This is a genomic window from Anaeromyxobacter oryzisoli (assembly GCF_022690765.1).
GTDB classification, from domain to species: Bacteria; Myxococcota; Myxococcia; order Myxococcales; family Anaeromyxobacteraceae; genus Anaeromyxobacter; species Anaeromyxobacter oryzisoli.
Genome location: NZ_JALCZA010000007.1, coordinates 13,689 through 30,178 on the forward strand (window position 1 = coordinate 13,689; position 16,490 = coordinate 30,178).

17 protein-coding genes are annotated in these 16,490 nt (G+C 74.1%); 10 read left to right on the plus strand and 7 right to left on the minus strand.

Annotated features, from left to right (window positions below; translation table 11 throughout):
* The first annotated feature begins 216 nt into the window (after positions 1-216).
* From MNZ27_RS03835 to MNZ27_RS03845, 3 genes are all read left to right on the plus strand, one after another.
* On the plus strand, positions 217-1,356 hold the full coding sequence (locus MNZ27_RS03835) for a lipocalin-like domain-containing protein (RefSeq protein WP_277957555.1): 1,140 nt from the start codon (positions 217-219) through the stop codon (positions 1,354-1,356).
* A 77-nt stretch (positions 1,357-1,433) separates the two neighbouring features.
* Positions 1,434-3,173: a bifunctional isocitrate dehydrogenase kinase/phosphatase gene (gene aceK, locus MNZ27_RS03840; RefSeq protein WP_242392713.1), complete on the plus strand. Its 1,740-nt coding sequence runs from the start codon at positions 1,434-1,436 to the stop codon at positions 3,171-3,173.
* Positions 3,174-3,421: 248 nt separating this feature from the next.
* Positions 3,422-4,087, plus strand: a complete 666-nt coding sequence (locus MNZ27_RS03845) for a transglycosylase SLT domain-containing protein (protein WP_242392714.1) — start codon at positions 3,422-3,424, stop codon at positions 4,085-4,087.
* Positions 4,088-4,326: 239 nt separating this feature from the next.
* Here the strand turns inward: MNZ27_RS03845 and MNZ27_RS03850 are convergent, their stop codons facing one another.
* Positions 4,327-5,187 carry a phosphodiester glycosidase family protein gene (locus tag MNZ27_RS03850; protein WP_242392715.1) on the minus strand — a complete coding sequence of 287 codons (861 nt, stop codon included), beginning with the start codon at positions 5,185-5,187 and terminating at the stop codon, positions 4,327-4,329.
* A gap of 64 nt (positions 5,188-5,251) precedes the next feature.
* On the opposite strand from MNZ27_RS03850, the gene pgm reads away from it, so the two are divergent.
* The gene (gene pgm / locus MNZ27_RS03855; protein WP_242392716.1) at positions 5,252-6,898 is read left to right on the plus strand and encodes a phosphoglucomutase (alpha-D-glucose-1,6-bisphosphate-dependent); all 1,647 of its coding nucleotides are present in this window, start codon (positions 5,252-5,254) and stop codon (positions 6,896-6,898) included.
* 11 nt (positions 6,899-6,909) lie between these two features.
* On the opposite strand, the gene MNZ27_RS03860 is transcribed toward pgm, so the two are convergent.
* Positions 6,910-7,383: an ATP-binding protein gene (locus MNZ27_RS03860; protein WP_242392717.1), complete on the minus strand. Its 474-nt coding sequence runs from the start codon at positions 7,381-7,383 to the stop codon at positions 6,910-6,912.
* A gap of 78 nt (positions 7,384-7,461) precedes the next feature.
* On the opposite strand from MNZ27_RS03860, the gene MNZ27_RS03865 reads away from it, so the two are divergent.
* Positions 7,462-8,244, plus strand: coding sequence for an aldo/keto reductase (locus MNZ27_RS03865; RefSeq protein WP_242392718.1), 783 nt, complete (start codon positions 7,462-7,464; stop codon positions 8,242-8,244).
* Positions 8,245-8,265: 21 nt separating this feature from the next.
* Entirely contained in the window at positions 8,266-9,096 is an 831-nt protein-coding gene (locus MNZ27_RS03870) for an NAD-dependent epimerase/dehydratase family protein (RefSeq protein ID WP_242392719.1), read from the plus strand.
* A gap of 32 nt (positions 9,097-9,128) precedes the next feature.
* Here MNZ27_RS03870 and MNZ27_RS03875 read toward each other — a convergent pair whose 3' ends face one another.
* Entirely contained in the window at positions 9,129-9,584 is a 456-nt protein-coding gene (locus MNZ27_RS03875; protein WP_242392720.1) for an HIT family protein, read from the minus strand.
* 286 nt (positions 9,585-9,870) lie between these two features.
* Between MNZ27_RS03875 and MNZ27_RS03880 the strand changes: the two genes are divergently transcribed.
* Positions 9,871-10,107 carry a hypothetical protein gene (locus tag MNZ27_RS03880; RefSeq protein ID WP_242392721.1) on the plus strand — a complete coding sequence of 79 codons (237 nt, stop codon included), beginning with the start codon at positions 9,871-9,873 and terminating at the stop codon, positions 10,105-10,107.
* A 195-nt stretch (positions 10,108-10,302) separates the two neighbouring features.
* On the opposite strand, the gene MNZ27_RS03885 is transcribed toward MNZ27_RS03880, so the two are convergent.
* The 3 genes from MNZ27_RS03885 to nhaR all read right to left on the minus strand — a co-directional run bounded on the left by MNZ27_RS03885 (position 10,303) and on the right by nhaR (position 11,990).
* On the minus strand, positions 10,303-10,500 hold the full coding sequence (locus MNZ27_RS03885; RefSeq protein WP_242392722.1) for a CsbD family protein: 198 nt from the start codon (positions 10,498-10,500) through the stop codon (positions 10,303-10,305).
* Positions 10,501-10,743: 243 nt separating this feature from the next.
* Positions 10,744-11,010 (minus strand): glutaredoxin 3, encoded by a 267-nt coding sequence (grxC, locus tag MNZ27_RS03890; protein ID WP_242392723.1) that lies wholly within the window; start codon positions 11,008-11,010, stop codon positions 10,744-10,746.
* 77 nt (positions 11,011-11,087) lie between these two features.
* Entirely contained in the window at positions 11,088-11,990 is a 903-nt protein-coding gene (gene nhaR, locus MNZ27_RS03895) for a transcriptional activator NhaR (RefSeq protein WP_242392724.1), read from the minus strand.
* Between the two features lie 65 nt (positions 11,991-12,055).
* Between nhaR and MNZ27_RS03900 the strand changes: the two genes are divergently transcribed.
* The gene (locus tag MNZ27_RS03900) at positions 12,056-13,030 is read left to right on the plus strand and encodes a TerC family protein (protein ID WP_408629677.1); all 975 of its coding nucleotides are present in this window, start codon (positions 12,056-12,058) and stop codon (positions 13,028-13,030) included.
* Between the two features lie 42 nt (positions 13,031-13,072).
* On the opposite strand, the gene purU is transcribed toward MNZ27_RS03900, so the two are convergent.
* Positions 13,073-13,933, minus strand: coding sequence for a formyltetrahydrofolate deformylase (gene purU / locus MNZ27_RS03905; protein WP_242392726.1), 861 nt, complete (start codon positions 13,931-13,933; stop codon positions 13,073-13,075).
* 331 nt (positions 13,934-14,264) lie between these two features.
* Between purU and MNZ27_RS03910 the strand changes: the two genes are divergently transcribed.
* Positions 14,265-15,950 carry a sensor histidine kinase gene (locus MNZ27_RS03910; RefSeq protein WP_242392727.1) on the plus strand — a complete coding sequence of 562 codons (1,686 nt, stop codon included), beginning with the start codon at positions 14,265-14,267 and terminating at the stop codon, positions 15,948-15,950.
* Positions 15,951-16,490 (plus strand): archaemetzincin family Zn-dependent metalloprotease, encoded by a 540-nt coding sequence (locus MNZ27_RS03915; protein ID WP_242392728.1) that lies wholly within the window; start codon positions 15,951-15,953, stop codon positions 16,488-16,490.

Genomic DNA, 16,490 nt, shown 5'->3' on the forward strand with positions numbered 1-16,490 from the left:
TGGTCCTGGCGTTGGGCCGTTGTCCGCGCTGGGGGACGCAACTGGGGGCGCGTCAGAGGCGATTTCCGGGCTCGCTGCATACGGCCGCAGCGAGCCCTCTACTGGGGGGAGCGACCGCCGCTCCCCCCAGACCCCCCACCGGAACGAGCGAAATCTGAGGATCAGACCTCAGGTATCAGGCGTCGGGGATCGGGCCTGACGGCCGTCGCACTCGCGCTGGCGCTCGCTGCCGGACCGCTCGCCGCCGTCGCGGCGGAAGCGGGCGGCACCGCCGCTGCGACCGACACCGACCGCTGGATCCCCGCCGACCCCGCCCACCGCTGGTCCTTCCCGCGCGATCACCACGCGCACCCGGGCTCGCGTAACGAGTGGTGGTACTTCACCGGCGTGGTCGCCGCCCGCGACGACCCGGGGCGGCGCTTCGGCTACCAGCTCACGCTCTTCCGCGTCGGCCTCGTCCCCGACCCGCCCGCCCTCGACTCCGCGTGGGCGACCGGGCAGGCGGTGATGGGCCACGCCGCGATCACCGATCTCGCGACCGGCGCCCACGTCTTCTCCGAGGTGATCTGGCGCGCCGCCGGACCGCTCGGCGGCTTCGGCTCGGGCTCGGACGACGATCCGGTGGTCGCGTTCGCCCGGGCGCCGCCGGGGACGCCCGGGCGCTGGACCGTGGCGCTCGACGGGCACGGCGGGTTCGCGATCGCCATGCGCGACGACGCGCGCGGGATCGCCCTCGACCTCGCGCTCCGCCCGGAGAAGCCCATCGCCCTCCAGGGGCCGAACGGCTACTCCCGCAAGTCGGCGCACCCCGGCTACGCGAGCCTCTACTGCTCGCTCACCCGCCTCGCGACCGAGGGGCGGGTGACCGCGGGCGGGCGCACCTCGCCGGTCGCCGGCACGAGCTGGATGGACCAGGAGGTCGGGTCCTCGCAGCTCGCGCCGGAGCAGCGTGGCTGGGACTGGTGGAGCCTGCGCCTCGGCGACGGCCGGGACCTGATGCTCTACGTCCTCCGCCGCGCGGACGGCGGCGCCGACTGGCGGAACGGGACGCTGGTCGGCCCCGACGGCGCCGTCACGGTGCTCGAGGCGGGCGCGTGGTCCGCCGAGGCCACCGGCCGCTGGCGCAGCCCGGAGACGGGCGCCGACTATCCCTCCGGCTGGCGGGTGCGCGTCCCCGGCGCCGGGATCGACGTGACGGTGACGCCGATGGTGAAGGCGGCGGAGAACGTGTCGCGCCTGGTCGCGGGGCTCTCCTACTGGGAGGGGCCGGTGGCCGTCACCGCCGGCGGGCGTGCCGCGGGGGAGGGCTACGTGGAGCTGACCGGCTACGGCCCCGCGGGGCGCCTCCCGCTTTGATGGCGTCGCCATGACGCCGAGCGCGGCGGACCCATCCGGGAGGGGGATCGGGCAGGGGAGGGCGCCATCCTCCCCCCATGCTGGGCGAGCGGGCCGCCCTCGCCCGGGCGGCGGCCGAGGGGATCCGGAGCGGGTTCGAGACCTACCAGCGCGAGCGGGCGCGCATCACGGCGCGGGCGCGCGCGCGGTTCGAGGCGCGGGACTGGGCCGGCGCGCAGCGCGACGCGCGCGAGCGGCTGGAGCTGCGCGACCCCATCGTCCACGCGTGCGTGGGGTTCGTGCGCGCGGAGCTGGGCGGCGCGGCGAAGGAGCGGGCCGTCTGGCGCCGCATGAAGGAGGAGTACCGGACCCTCGTCGAGGCCCGGCCCGACCTGGAGATCGCCGGCTCCTTCTTCAACTCGGTGGGGCGCCGCGTGCTCACCACCGTCGGGGTCGATCCCGCCGTCGAGTTCCTCGCCGCGGACGCGCCCCCGCCGCGCGAGCTGATCCCGCAGCACCGGACCTTCCCCCGCGCGGTCACGACGGAGGCCCTCCTCCGGAACGTCCTCGCGGCGTACGCGTTCTCGGTGCCGTTCGAGGACCTCGCCCGCGACGCGCGCCTCGCCGCGCTCGAGCTGGACGCGCACCTGCGCGAGCTCGACGACCGCCAGCCCGTGGACGCGGTGGAGCTGGCGCGGCCGGTGTTCTACCGCGGGAAGGGCGCCTACGTGGTCGGCCGGCTCCGGCGCGGCCGGTACCAGACGCCCCTCGTCCTCGCGCTGGTGAACGGCGCGGAGGGCGTCACGCTCGACGCGATCCTGCTCACCGAGGAGGACGTCTCGATCGTGTTCAGCTTCACCCGGTCCTACTTCCACGTGGAGGTCGAGCGGCCGCGCGCGATGGTGGCGTTCCTCGCGTCGATCCTCCCGCTCAAGCGGCGCTCCGAGCTGTACACCGCCCTCGGGTTCAACCGGCACGGCAAGGCCGAGCTGTACCAGGAGGTGGTCCGGCACCTCGAGACGACGCGGGAGCGGTTCGTCGCGGCCCGCGGCGATCGCGGGCTCGTGATGACGGTCTTCACGCTCCCCGGCCTCGACGTGGTGTTCAAGGTCATCAAGGACCGCTTCCCGCCGCCCAAGGAGACGACCCGGCGGGAGGTGATGGATCGGTATCGCCACGTGTTCCGGCACGACCGCGCCGGCCGCCTCGTGGACGCGCAGTGGTACGCGGACCTCGCGTTCCCGGCCAGGCGCTTCTCGGACGAGCTGCTCGCGGAGCTCTCGAGGGACTGCGCCGAGACCGTCCGGGTGGTGAACGGCGCGGTGGCGATCCGGCACCTCTACGCGGAGCGGCGCGTCACCCCGCTCAACCTGTTCATCCGGGAGGCCGACGAGTGGACCGCGCGCCGGGCCGTGCTGGACTTCGGCCAGGCGCTGCGGGACCTCGCCGCGACCGACACGTTCCCGGGCGATCTGCTCCTCAAGAACTTCGGCGTGACCCGCCACGGCCGCGTCATCTTCTACGACTACGACGAGCTCACCCGCGTGACGGCGTGCCGCTTCCGCGACCTGCCCGGCCGCGGCGGGCCGGGCGGCGACGACGACGGCTACGACGGCGGCGAGCCGACGTTCTACGTGGGCCCGGAGGACGTCTTCCCGGAGGAGTTCCTCCCGTTCCTGGGGGTGTCCGGGCGGCTGCGCGAGGTGTTCCTCCAGGCGCACGGCGACCTGCTCACCGGGCGGTGGTGGCGCGAGATCCAGGAGCGGATCCGCGCGGGCGAGATCGTGGACATCTTCCCGTACCGCGAGGAGCAGCGGCTGCGTCACGCCCGCGGCTAGCGCCGATCGGCCGTCTTCTCCCCGGCGTGAAGCAGGCTCGATCGGGCGGCCTGTTGGGTGCCGCCGGCCGACCCGCCGCAAGGTTCACCCAGGGTTCGTCCGTGATCGCCGGGTGTTCGCGGTGTGGGTCCAGGACCCACCGCGAGCCCGCGGCGGACCGGATGAGTGCTCCTGTGGTGCCAGGTGTGACGGCGCCCTGGCAGGCCGCCTCCGGGGACCTCAAGGTTCGCGCCCGAGGGAGGTACGCCATGCGGGAGATCGAGCCGCGCCGGCCCGGCGCCCTGTTCGTCGTCGCCGCGGTGGCGCTCGCGACATCACCAACGGTGTACGCAACCCAGGCGGCCCGGTCGGTGCCGGTGTCCCGAACGGCCGCCGCGCACCGCGCGCCGGCGGCCACGTCCGCCCGCCAGGTCCACGCGCACCTCGCGTCGCGCATGCCGCGGCTCGACGGCGGGGCGCGCGCACGGCTCGGCGAGGCGATCCTCGTCGAGGCCGCCCTCGCGCGGCTGGATCCGTTGCTCGTCCTCGCGCTCATCGAGGTGGAGTCCTCGTTCGATCCCGCCGCGCGCTCGGCGGCGGGCGCGGTGGGGCTGATGCAGCTCCAGGCGCCCACCATGCGGGCCGAGGCGCGGCGCTCCGGGCTCCCGTCGTCCGATCCCCGGGACCCGGTCGCGAACGTGCAGGCGGGGGTCCGGTACCTGCGCCGGCTCGTGGTCGCGTTCGGATCGCTGGACGTCGCGCTCGTCGCGTACAACGTCGGGCCGAACCGGATGATCTTCCTCCTGCGCCAGGGCGGGATCCCCGACGAGCTCCAATATTATCCGCGCCGGGTCCGCGTCGAGCTGGAGCGGATCCGCCGGGAGGCCACGGCGATCGCCACGGCGGCGCCGGCGGCGCGGGTGGCGACCGACTGATGGCGCCTCTCGGTTCGGTCCAGCCCGTCGCGAGGCACACGATGACGTCGCCGAGGCGGGGCACACGACGACGGAGCAGCGCGCTTCGAAGCTCCGTTCGCCCTGAGCGTAGGCGCGCGCTGCGCGCCGGAGTCGAAGGGCGAGCAGCGGACGGAGGAGTCTGCCCGGCGCAGGCAGGCAGCGGGGGCGCCACGAGCGCGGGCCCGCGAGCGCAGGTCGTCGCGCACGCGGGCCGCGCGTCACCCGCCCCGCGGTCGCGTCCGCGGTCGGAGGCGCGGGGGCGGGGACGTGCGCGGCGGTGGCCCGCGAGGGATGGCCGCCACGACGTTCGGGATCGGCCACCCGTCCGACGCCGCCGCCGCCGGCGAGGACTCGAACGCCCCGACCCGCTCCACCTCGCGTCCGCCGCCGCGCACGTAGAGCTGCGCCTCCGGCCCGCCCTCGACGTACATCGCCTGGCGGAGATCGAGGGGCAGGGCGAGGAGCGCGTCCACGAGGTCGTGCACCGGCCAGGCGCTCCGGGCGTGGATGAAGAGCAGGCGGCCCTTGCCGTCGATGCCGATCGCCGCCGCCGACGTCCGGCGCGCCGACGGCGCCCAGACGTTCTTGCGCGCGCAGGAGACCATCCGGATCGACTGGATCAGCGTGCCGTAGCGCGGCGCGACCGTCCGGAGCTCCTCGCAGTCGAGATCGACGATCCGCGCCGGAGGGAGGGCGGCCTCGAGCGGATCGAGCGCGAGCACCGCGCGGTCCTTCGACACGCGCGGCTGGTTCACGTGGTCGCGCGTGCGCATGAGCGAGACGCTGGTCCGGTAGTCGGCCTGGTACATGGCGGCGTTGATCGCCGCCGCCGCGCCGTGGCGCGCCGCCCACTCGCGGGCGGTGCGGAGCGCGCCCTCGCCCGGCATCGACGCGCCGAGCAGCACGACCCGATATCGCCGCGGGTCGATCCGGACGACCGCGATCTTGCCGTCGCCGGGGGCGCCGGCGGGGCCGTCGAAGAGACCGAGGTCGAGGCCGGGCTCGAGCGCCTGCCAGGCGAGCGCGGGCGGAGAAGCGCCTCCGAGCAGGAGGGCGGCGCAGAGCGCGGCGGCGAGCATGTTCGCCATTCTCGGGCCCGTCCGTGACCGTGACAAGGGCCAGGGCGATGACAGGATGAGGGACATGCCCCATCCCCTCGCCGGCCGGCCGGCGCCCCGTGAGCTCCTCGTCGACGTCGCCGATCTGCTGCGCCGCTACGCCGGCGAGCGGCCGGATCCGGCCGACCCCGCCCAGCGCGTCTCCTTCGGGACCTCCGGCCACCGCGGCTCGTCGCTGCGCCGGAGCTTCAACGAGGCGCACATCCTCGCGGTGACGCAGGCGATCTGCGAGCACCGCGCCGCCGCCGGCGTCGGCGGGCCGCTCTTCCTGGGGCGGGACACGCACGCGCTCTCCGGGCCCGCCGAGCGGACCGCCCTCGAGGTGCTCGCGGCGAACGGCGTCGAGGTGGCGGTCTCGGCGGGCGACGCGCCGGTCCCGACGCCGGTGATCTCGCACGCGATCCTCGTCCACAACCGGGGGCGCACCGCCCGGCTCGCCGACGGCATCGTGATCACCCCCTCGCACAACCCGCCGGAGGACGGCGGCATCAAGTACAACCCGCCCGACGGCGGGCCCGCGGACACGGCGGTCACGGCCGCGATCGAGCGGCGCGCGAACGCGCTCCTCGCCGGCGGCGGCGCGGGCGTGAGGCGCATCCCCTTCGAGCGCGCCCGCGCGGCGCCCACGGTGGCGGTGCGGGACTACGTCGGGCCGTACGTGGACGACCTCGGGAGCGCGGTGGACCTCGAGGCCGGGCGCGGCGCCGGCCTGCGCCTCGGCGTCGATCCGCTCGGCGGCTCGAACGCGCACTACTGGGGGCGCATCGCCGAGCGCTACGGGCTCGACCTCACCGTCACGAACCCGGTCGTGGACCCGACCTTCTCGTTCATGCCGCTCGATCACGACGGCAGGATCCGGATGGACTGCTCGTCGCCGTACGCGATGGCGAACCTCGTCCGGCTCAAGGACCGGTTCGACCTCGCCTTCGGGAACGATCCCGACTCGGATCGGCACGGCATCGTGACCCCCGGCGCCGGGCTGATGAGCCCGAACCACTACCTCGCGGTGGCGATCGACTGGCTCTTCCGGAACCGGCCGGGGTGGGCGGCGACCGCGGGGGTCGGGAAGACGCTCGTCTCCTCCGCGCTCCTCGACCGGGTGGCCGCGGCGCTCGGCCGGCGGCTCGTCGAGGTGCCGGTCGGCTTCAAGTGGTTCGTGCCCGGCCTGCTCGACGGCTCGATCGGCTTCGGCGGCGAGGAGAGCGCCGGCGCGAGCTTCCTGCGCCGGGACGGGACGGTCTGGACCACGGACAAGGACGGGATGGTGATGGACCTGCTCGCGGTGGAGCTCTGCGCCCGGAGCGGCGTGGATCCCGCCGAGCGATACCGCGCCCTCGCCGCCGCCCTCGGCGCGCCGGTCTACGCCCGCGTGGACGCGCCGGCGACGCCCGCGGAGAAGGCCGTCCTGAAGCGGCTGGCGCCCGCCGCGGTGACCGCGACCACGCTCGCCGGCGACCCGATCACCGCCCGGCTGACGCGCGCGCCCGGGAACGGCGCCGAGATCGGCGGGCTCAAGGTCACGACGGCCCAGGGCTGGTTCGCGGCCCGCCCGTCGGGCACCGAGGACGTCTACAAGATCTACGCGGAGAGCTTCCGGGACGACGCGCACCTCGCGCGCATCCTGGAGGAAGCGCGCGCGATCGTCGCGGCGGCGCTCGCCGGGGCGTCCTGAGCGAAGAGCGTTCAGCGGCGAGGCGGCGGAGGTGAGGCGAGGGGCGCCACGTCGAACCCGCCGCCCTCCCGCGCGCGCACCTCGAACGACTCGTCGAAGCCCTCCTCCGCTGCGGGGGGCTCGGCGCGCTTCGCCGTCGCGAGGATCGCCACCACCGGGACCTGCGCCTTGCCTTCGCGGCGGGCGTTGCGCGCGATGGACGCCGCGGGATCCGGCGGGAACCAGTAGAGCACCGGCCGCAGCCCGAGGGCACGGGCGAGGGCGACCAGCCCCGCGCGGTCGGCGCGGCGGACGCTCGTGTTGTCCACCACCACGCTCCGGCCCGCGGCGGCGGCCTGCTCCACGAGCTGGCGCTGGCGCCGGGCCGGGTCGCGCGCGCTCCGGAACAGGTCGCGCGAGACGTGGGCGTGCGTCGCGGCGAATCGCGCTCGGTAAAAGGTGGTCTTGCCCGCGCCCTGGAGCCCGGAGAGGACGACGAGGTCCATGGCGGGAATGTAATGTGGCGTGTCCCCCGGCCTGCCTTCCCGGTTGCGGCCTGGAACCGGCGGCGGGATCATCCCGCCATGGCCGACGACTTCCTGCACCGCGACGTCCCCGCGCTCGGCAAGCGCGTCCATCGCCTCGGGCTCTCCGGCTCGTTCGGCCTCGACGAGGCCGCCGCCCGGGAGGCGCTGGAGACGGTCCAGTACGTGTTCTGGTCGCCGCGGATGAAGGGGCTCACCGCGCCGCTCCGCGACGCGCTCGCGCGCGATCGGGAGCGGTACGTGGTGTCCGCCGGCCCGCTGCTCGGGTTCCTGCGCGGGGGCGTCCGGCGGGCCGCCGAGGCGGCGCTCCGGACGCTGCGCGTCGATTACCTGGACGTCTTCCAGCTCTACTGGCTCGGGAAGATGTCGGCGCTGACGGGGGCGGTCCAGGAGGAGCTGCTCCGGCTGAAGGACGAGGGGAAGATCCGGGTGATCGGCACGTCCATCCACGACCGCCCGCGCGCAGGTCGGCTCGCCGAGGACTCGGTCTTCGAGCTGCTGATGATCCGCTACAACGCGGCCCACCCGGGCGCGGAGACGGACGTCTTCCCGCACCTCGCCCGGCGTCGCCCCGCGGTCGTCGCCTACACCGCGACGGCCTGGCGGAAGCTCCTCCGGGCGCCGAAGGGCTGGACCGGGCCGGTGCCGACCGCGGCCGACTGCTACCGGTTCTGCCTCACGAGCCCGCAGGTGGACGTGGTGCTCACGGGGCCGCGGACCATCGCCGAGCTCCGCGCGAACCTGGCCGGCCTCGAGAAGGGACCGCTCTCCGCCGCCGAGCTGGACCTCATGCGGACGTTCGGGCGGGCGGTCCACGGCTGATCCTCGAGCGAGGTGATTCCGATGCGGGTGCTCGTGGCGGGGTGCGGATGGCTCGGGACGGCGATCGCCGGGCGGCTCGTCGCGCGGGGGGACGAGGTGACCGGGATCCGGCGGGACCCGGCGCGAGCCGAGGCGCTGCGGGCGCACGGCGTGGAGCCGCTCGCGGTGGACCTCGCCGCGCCGGGCGCCCTCGCCCGGCTGCCGTCCTTCGACGCGGCGATCGCCTGCCAGTCGGCGACCGCGGACACGCCGGAGGCGTACCGGGCGGCGTACGTCGAGGCGAACCGGACGCTGCTCGCGGCGGCGGCGCGGACCGGCGCCCGCCTCGTCTACACCGGCTCCACCGGCGTCTTCGGCCAGCGCGACGGCTCGGACGTGGACGAGGCCACCGCCCCCGCGCCGGCGAGCGGCACCGGAGCGGTCCTGGTCGAGGCGGAGGCGCTCGTCCGGGCCGCCGGAGGGACCGTGCTCCGGCTCTCGGGGCTCTACGGCCCCGGCCGCGCGGGGATCATCGACCGCGTACGCTCGGGCCGGCTCGCGCTCGGCCCGGGGGACGGCGCCTGGATGAACTTCTGCCACCGGGACGACGCCGCGGCGTTCGTGCTGGCCGCGCTCGAGCGCGGCGCCGCCGGGGCGGTCTACCACGGGAGCGACGCCTCCCCGGCGCGGAGGCGAGAGGTGGTCGAGTGGATCGCCGCGCGGCTCCGCATCCCGCCGCCGCACGGCGAGGCGCCCTCCGGGCCCGACCGTCGGATCCGCTCGGAGGTGACGCGGGCGGCCCTCGCGGTGTCGCTCGCGTACCCGTCCTTCCGGGAGGGGCTCGCGCCGCTATTCGCGCCTACGCCCGGCTGACCGCGGCGCCGCCCGCTCGCGGACGAAGGCGCTCACGTCCGCTCCCGGAGGGCCGCCGCGACGGCGCGCGCCGCGCTCACGAGCTCGGCCTCGGGGAGCGCGTCGCCGGGACGGGCCTCGAAGCATCCCCGCCCGCGGAGCCGCGCCGGCGTGTCCGCGAAGCGTGGAACGAGGTGGAGGTGGAAGTGCTGGAGCACGTCGCCGATCGCGAACGCGTACACGTGCTCGGCGCCGAGCACGGCGCGCTGCGCGGCCATCACCCGGGCGGCGAGCGGTCCGAGCGCCGCCAGGGGCGCCGCCTCCAGGTCGTACCAGGCGCGGGCGTGGCGCTCGCTCGCGAGCACGAGCCATCCGCGGAGCGGGGAGGGATCCGTGACCATGTGGAGCGCCAGGCCGCCCTCCCGGTAAAGGATGCCACCCGGCGCGGTCCGCTCGCCGCGGAGCAGCTCACATTCGGTGCAAGCGGTGCGAGGTCCGGCGCCGTTCATCGTTCGATCCTCCCTGGTGGCGCTGCGCCCCCGCGCGCGGACGCCCCCATCCGCGCGGGCGGATGGCCGGTCGTTCGGGGTGCGCCGGGGCAGCGCGGCGGCAAGGGCCCGTCATAGCAGAGGTCGTCGCCACTTGCGCGCACGGACGACCCCGCATGGGGCTTCCCCAATACGCCACCGAGAACAATTTTCGGCTGCTCTCTTCGGAGGTTCGGGGCGACCGCCGCGGGAATGGACCGACGGCTCGCCTGTTCGGACCCGAGCAACGCCGTACCGGAGCCAAAAGGTGCACACCCAGCCCAATCCAACACCGCTCGCCTCGCTCATCCGCTCGGAGAGCATCGTCTCCGGGCACCGGAACCTGTACTGCCTCCATTACGACGCCTGCCTGGACGTCGCGGTCGAGCTCGACTGGGACAGCTGGTCCTGCGAGAAATGCCCGCTGTTCCACGTCCAGGAAGAGCCTCGGTCGTTCGCCGGCAACTTCGCGAACGATCGCCGGAACGGCGGCCAGACGCACTGACCGGCGGAGCGGCGAGGCTCCAGCTCCGGACCACCACCGCCCGCCCCCCGCACGCGCGCGCCGGGTCGCTCGCCCCGTCGGCGGAGCGCGACGTCGCTCCGCGAACGTGACCGGGGAAACGCAATCGAGCAATGCGGAACGAGCGCCCCTCCGCCCTGGTGGGCGACGGGGCGCTCGAGTCCGCGCCTGGCCGTTCTAGTCTTCCTCGGGCTCGCGACGCTCGGCCTGATCCGACTTCTTCTCCAGCTCGCCGACGCCCTTCTGGATCTTGCCCTTCTGCTCCTGGACCCAGCCCTCCGCTTGCTGCTTCGGGTTGTCGCGGGCGCCGCCGGCCCGCTTCTTGATGTTCCCCTTCACCTCTTCGATCTTGCCCTTCATCTTGTCGCGGTTCACGGTCGTCCCTCCTCCCGGAAACAGGCTGGACACCGCGCAGCGGGCGAGCCTGCCCGGACGACCGCCATCCCGCGAGCCGAGGCGGGCGCCGCCGCGGGGTCGCCCGGGCGGCGCGGCGGAAGGCGATCCGGGTGGGGATGGGCGAGCGCGGAGTGGAAGGCCCGCGGCGCTCGCCAGCGCCCGCTCGCCCCCTTCGACTCCGGCCCTCCTTCGAGGGGCCACCGCTCGGGGCGAGCAGGTTCCTCACGCCTCGCCGCGGAGGATGGGATCGAGCCGCCCCTCGCGATCCAGGGCGTCGAGGTCGGAGAAGCCGCCCAGGGAGCGATCGCCCGCGAAGATCTGCGGGACGGTCATCTGGCCGGTCTTCTCCCGGAGCCAGAGCCGGAGCCGATCGTCGCCCTCGACGTCGATCTCCTCGAACGCGACGCCCTTCTTCTCGAGGAGCCGCTTCGCGCGGACGCAGTACGGGCAGTTCTGCTTGCTGTAGACCGTGACCTTGGGTGTCGTCATGGCGGATGGATAACGCGGGGGGCGGGCGCGCGCAAAGCGCCCGCGCCGCAGCAGCTCGAGGCGAGCGGGGGTCGCCGTCACCCGTCGCCGAAGAGCGCGCTCCGCGCCGCCTCGGCGAGGGCGGCGACCGCGGGGTGCCGGAGCCGCCGCTCCACCGTGATCGCGTAGTAGGTCTCGCGGACGTCGTCCGCGCGACCGACGATCGTCACCTCGTGCCGGGCCCGGATGTCGTCCTCGAGCACGCGGGGCGCCGCGAAGACGCCGAGGCCGCGCGCGCCGAACGTCTGCATGAGGGCGCTGTCGTCGAACTCGCCGGTGACCTGCGGCCGGATCCCGAGGCGGCCCAGCCACGCTTCGAGGCCGCGCCGGAACGCGGTCCCCTCGGCGGGGAGGAGCACCGGGGCGCCCTCGAGCGAGCGCGGGAAGCCCTTCCTGAGGTGCGCCAGCCTCGGCGCGGCGAAGAAGGTGGTGCCGCAGTCTCCGAGCGCGTGGTTGAACGCCTTCACCTTGACGTCCTCGGAGGCCGGGACGTCCGCGATCACCACGTCGAGCTCGTGGATCGCCAGCGCGGCGAGGAGCTGGGGGAGGGGCCCCTCGCGGCAGACGAGCGCGAGATCCGGCTGCGCGTCCACCGCGGGCTGCAGCAGCAGCGCCGCCACCCGCTTCGGGACGACGTCGGCGACCCCCGCCACGAGCCGCGGCCGCTGGCCGGTGGGGAGCCCCTTCACGGCGCGCAGCAGCTCCTGGCCGGTGCGGAAGATGTCGTCCGCGTAGCGCACCACGGTGCGCCCCGCGTCGGTGAGGACGAGGCGCCGGCCCTGCCGCTCGAGCAGCTTCACGCCGAGGTGGCTCTCGAGCGTCTTGAGCTGGTTCGAGATGGTGGGCTGGGCGAGCCGCAGCTCCTCGCTCGCCCGCGCGATGCTCCCCGCGCGCGCGACGGTCCAGAAGTAGAAGAGGTGGTGGTAGTTGAGCCACTCCATGGTTAGGCAATATCTAACGCAGGTTGCGAAAGTATCTCGATCCTTCTCGCCGCGCGCGGCGCTAGATCGGTGCGATGGAGAGCGTCGCGACGCCGTGGCTGTGGGGCGGGTTCCTCGCCCTGGTCCTCGCCCTGCTCGGGCTCGACCTGGGGGTCTTCCACCGCGAGGACCGGGTGATCACCGCGCGCGAGGCGCTCTCGTGGACGGTGGTCTGGGTCGCCCTGGCGCTCGGCTTCTGCGGGCTCCTCGGGTGGTGGTTCGGCGCCGACCGCGCCCTCGAGTTCCTCACCGGGTACCTCATCGAGAAGTCGCTCTCGGTGGACAACCTCTTCGTCTTCGTCCTCGTCTTCGCGTCCTTCCGCGTCGAGCCGCGGTACCAGCACCGTGTCCTGTTCTGGGGGATCCTCACCGCGCTCGTGCTGCGGGCCGGGATGATCCTGGGCGGGAGCGCGCTGCTCCAGCGCTTCTCGTGGCTCGTCTACGTCTTCGGCGCGTTCCTCCTCCTCACCGGGCTGCGCCTCCTGCGCCACTCCGAGGCCGAGCACGATCCCGGGCGGAGCTGGGCCTTCCGCGCCCTCCGGCGGATCGTCCCCGCCACCTCGCGGATCGACGGCCACGCCTTCTTCGTCGTGGAGCAGGGGCGGCGCCTCGCGACGCCGCTCTTCCTGGCGCTGGCGCTCATCGAGATCTCCGACGTCGTGTTCGCCCTCGACTCGATCCCGGCGATCTTCGGCGTGACGCTCGACCCCTTCATCGTCTTCACGTCGAACGTCTTCGCCATCCTCGGCCTGCGGTCGCTCTACTTCGCGATGGCGTCGCTCCTGGGGCGGTTCGAGTACCTGAAGGTCGGCCTCGCCCTCGTGCTGATCTTCGTCGGCCTCAAGATGGCGCTCTCGGCCTGGGTGCACGTCCCCCCGCTCGCGTCGCTCGCGGTGGTGGTCGGGCTGCTCGGCGGGGCGGTGGTCGTGTCGCTGCGGCGGACGCGCGAGCTCGGGCGGAGCCCGGCGGGCGAGGCGCCGCGCGTGGCCGCCGGGGAGTGATGATGAGCCCCGGGCGCGGAGGTGGGCCAGGGGGCGGCGCCTTCAGCGGAACACGATCGTCTTGTTGCCGTGGACGATGATCCGGTCCTCGCAGTGCCACTTCACGGCCCGGGCGAGCACGCGCCGCTCGAGATCCCGCCCCAGGTTCTTGAGGTCGTCCACCGCGTCCCGGTGCGACACGCGCCCGACGTCCTGCTCGATGATCGGCCCGGCGTCGAGCGCCTCCGTGACGTAGTGGGCGGTGGCGCCGACGATCTTCACGCCGCGGTCGTACGCCTGCCGGTACGGATCCGCCCCCACGAACGCAGGGAGGAAGGAGTGGTGGATGTTGATGATCCGCCTCGGCCAGCGGGCGACGAGCTCCGGCGAGACGATCTGCATGTACCGGGCGAGCACGACGAGATCGGCCTTCCCGGCGAGCAGCTCCGTCATCTGCGCCTCGGCCTCCCGGCGCGTGTCCTTCGAGTTCGGCACGTGCACGAACGGCACGCCGAAGGACTCCACCGCCTCGCGGAGGTCGGGGTGGTTCGAGATCACCAGGGTGACGTCGGCGCGCAGGTCGCCGCGCTTCCAGTTCCAGAGCAGCTCGAGCAGGGCGTGGTCGTGCTTCGAGACCAGCACCGCGACCTTCTTCCGGACGGAGGCGAGCGTGAGGCGCCACTCCATCGCGAACGGCTTCGCGACGTCGAGGCCGAAGGCCGCCTCGAGGTCCTCCAGGGGTAGGTCGAGCCCCACGGTCTGGAACTCGAGCCGGGTGAAGTAGACGCCGCCCTCGTCCTCCGAGGTGTGCTGCTCGAGGTCGAGGATGTTCGCGCCGTGGCGGAAGAGAAAGCTGGAGATGGCCGCCACGATGCCGGGGCGGTCGGGGCACTTGACGAGGAGGATCGCGCGGGAGTCGGACACGGATGGGGCAGGCTATCAGGAAAGGGTCATGCGTCAAGGCAGCGCACCTGAGTGGTTGGGCGCGCGCGCGGGCCTGGCAGCCAGGGCGGCGAGGGCGCGCACGCTCCCGGGGACCGGCCGGGGCTGCGCAATGGCGCGCAATGGGCGCTTCAAAATACCGCAATCGGCGCGTCGAGAAACTGAACAATCGTTGATGCAGGCCAATGCCGGCCCGGCTGCGTCGGCGTTACACGTGAGCTTCTCGGCAGCGCTGCGAGCTTCCCCGGGAGGGAGAGTGGGCGCGTCCGCCGGATCGCCAGCAGGACCCGAGCGTGCCGGCCGCCCCCGGCCGGTGGCGGAGCCGCACGCGCTGGACCAGAGCGTGCTGGCGCGCCTCGCGCGCTCCATCGCGCCCGCCTCGCTCGGCGCCATCGGCCTCGAGCTGCCGTGGCGGCAGCGCCTCTCGACCAAGCTCTACGCCCTCGTCGGCGTCGTCGCGGTGGGGACCATCGCCTCCTTCTTCGCCGCGGAGCTCGTCGTCCAGCGGCACCTGATGGAGCAGGTGGTCCAGGAGTCCGACCTGCTCAGCCAGACCGTCCGGAACGCGCTGCACCGCGCGATGCTGCAGGACCGGCGCGCCGACGCCTACCTCATCATGCGGGACATCGCGCGCCAGCCGGGCATCGAGCGGATCCGGATGCTGGACGGCGGCGGGCGGGTGACCTTCTCGACGGAGCCCCGCGACGTCGGCACCCAGGTGGACCGCAAGGCGGAGGGGTGCTCCGTGTGCCACGCCGAGGGCGAGCCGCTCCGGCACGTGGACGTGAGGGGGCGGACCCGGGTGTTCGCGAACGGCGACCACCGGGTCCTCGGCATCGTCACCCCCCTGTACAACGAGGACGCCTGTGCGTCCGCGGCCTGTCACGCCCACCCCGCCGGCCGGCAGGTGCTCGGCGTGGTCGATCTCGACGTCTCGCTCGCGCGGCTCGACGCGCAGACGGCGGCGTTCCGCTGGCGGTCCGTCGCGGCCGCCGCCGCCGCTGCCGGGATCCTCGCGCTCTTCGTGTGGTGGTTCACGCGCCACTTCCTGATGCGTCCGGTCGCGGCCCTGGTGCAGGCGACCCGCCGGGTGGCGCGGGACCAGCTCGAGCTCGAGATCCCGGTCACGTGGCGGGGCGAGCTCGGCATCCTCGCCACGTCCTTCAACGAGATGACGCGCTCCCTGCGCGCCGCCCGGGGCGAGCTCGACCGGCTCATGTCCAGCCTGGAGCTCCAGGTCCAGGACCGGACCGCCGCGCTGCGCGCCGCCCAGGACCAGCTCGTCCGGACCGAGAAGCTGAGCAGCCTGGGGAAGCTCTCGGCGTCGATCGCCCACGAGATCAACAACCCGCTCGCCGGGATCCTCACGTTCGCGAAGCTCATCGTGCGCACGCTCGAGCAGGGGCCGCCCGACGAGGCCACGCGCAAGAACCTGGTGAAGAACCTGCTCCTGGTCGAGCGCGAGACCGAGCGCTGCAGCGCCATCGTCCGCAACCTCCTCGACTTCGCGCGCGAGCGGCCCATCGCGCTCAAGGACGTGGACCTGAACGCCGTGGTCGAGGAGGGGATCCAGCTCCTCGCGAACCAGATCCACATCCAGAACGTCACGCTCGAGAAGCGGCTCGGCGCGATCCCGCTCGTGCTCGGCGACTTCGGCCAGCTCCGGCAGGCCTGCGTGAACGTGGTGATGAACGCGTGCGAGGCCATGGGGCAGGGGGGCCGGCTCACCGTCGAGACGGGGGTGGTGGAGGACGGCCGTCTCGTCGAGATGGCGTTCACCGACACCGGCCCGGGCATCCCGGCGGACCACCTCTCGAAGATCTTCGACCCATTCTTCACGACCAAGGAGCGCGGCACGGGGCTCGGGCTCTCGGTCGTGTACGGGATCGTGGAGCGACACGGCGGGCGGATCGAGCTCCAGAGCGAGGCGGGGAAGGGGACCCGGGTCGCGATCCGGATCCCGCCGCGGTCGGACCCGGCCGGCGGGAAGGCGCGATGAATGTCGCGGATCTTCATCTGGTGGATCGGGGAGGCGGCGGCGGACCGGGCGGCGCTCGAGCACGTCGCGGCCCGCCTGGCGGCGGCCTTCCGCGCGCCGGTCGCCCTCTGGGAGGCGCCGGAGCGCCCGCGGCACGCGTACGACCCCCGCCGGCGCCAGCACGCCTCGGGGATGATCCTCCGCTGGCTCCTCGAGGCGGGGCCCGGCGCGGGCAAGGTCCTCGGGATCACCGATCGCGACCTCTTCATCCCGATCCTCACCTACGTGTTCGGCGAGGCCCAGCTCGGCGGCAGCGCGGCGGTGGTCTCGACGGCGCGCCTCGTCGAGAGGGCGGACGCGAGGGGCGGCGGCCCGCTCCTCGCCCGGCTCGAGAAGGAGGCGCTGCACGAGGTCGGGCACGCGTTCGGCCTCGTGCACTGCGGGACGCCGCGGTGCGTGATGTCGCGCTCGGCGGCCGTGAAGGACGTGGACGCGAAGGAGCCCGCGCTGTGCCCGGAGTGCCGGGTGCGGCTCCAGGAGCTCGACGTCGGAGGACCGTGA

Bases quoted from the DNA above. Each gene is read 5' to 3' on its own strand.
- aceK (WP_242392713.1), top strand. From the start codon at position 1,434: ATGCTGGGCGAGCGGGCCGCCCTCGCCCGGGCGGCGGCCGAGGGGATC.
- MNZ27_RS03865 (WP_242392718.1), top strand. From the start codon at position 7,462: ATGGCCGACGACTTCCTGCACCGCGACGTCCCCGCGCTCGGCAAGCGC.
- MNZ27_RS03870 (WP_242392719.1), top strand. From the start codon at position 8,266: ATGCGGGTGCTCGTGGCGGGGTGCGGATGGCTCGGGACGGCGATCGCC.
- MNZ27_RS03850 (WP_242392715.1), bottom strand. From the start codon at position 5,187: ATGCTCGCCGCCGCGCTCTGCGCCGCCCTCCTGCTCGGAGGCGCTTCT.
- MNZ27_RS03845 (WP_242392714.1), top strand. From the start codon at position 3,422: ATGCGGGAGATCGAGCCGCGCCGGCCCGGCGCCCTGTTCGTCGTCGCC.
- MNZ27_RS03915 (WP_242392728.1), top strand. From the start codon at position 15,951: ATGTCGCGGATCTTCATCTGGTGGATCGGGGAGGCGGCGGCGGACCGG.
- grxC (WP_242392723.1), bottom strand. From the start codon at position 11,010: ATGACGACACCCAAGGTCACGGTCTACAGCAAGCAGAACTGCCCGTAC.
- MNZ27_RS03875 (WP_242392720.1), bottom strand. From the start codon at position 9,584: ATGAACGGCGCCGGACCTCGCACCGCTTGCACCGAATGTGAGCTGCTC.
- MNZ27_RS03860 (WP_242392717.1), bottom strand. From the start codon at position 7,383: ATGGACCTCGTCGTCCTCTCCGGGCTCCAGGGCGCGGGCAAGACCACC.
- nhaR (WP_242392724.1), bottom strand. From the start codon at position 11,990: ATGGAGTGGCTCAACTACCACCACCTCTTCTACTTCTGGACCGTCGCG.
- pgm (WP_242392716.1), top strand. From the start codon at position 5,252: ATGCCCCATCCCCTCGCCGGCCGGCCGGCGCCCCGTGAGCTCCTCGTC.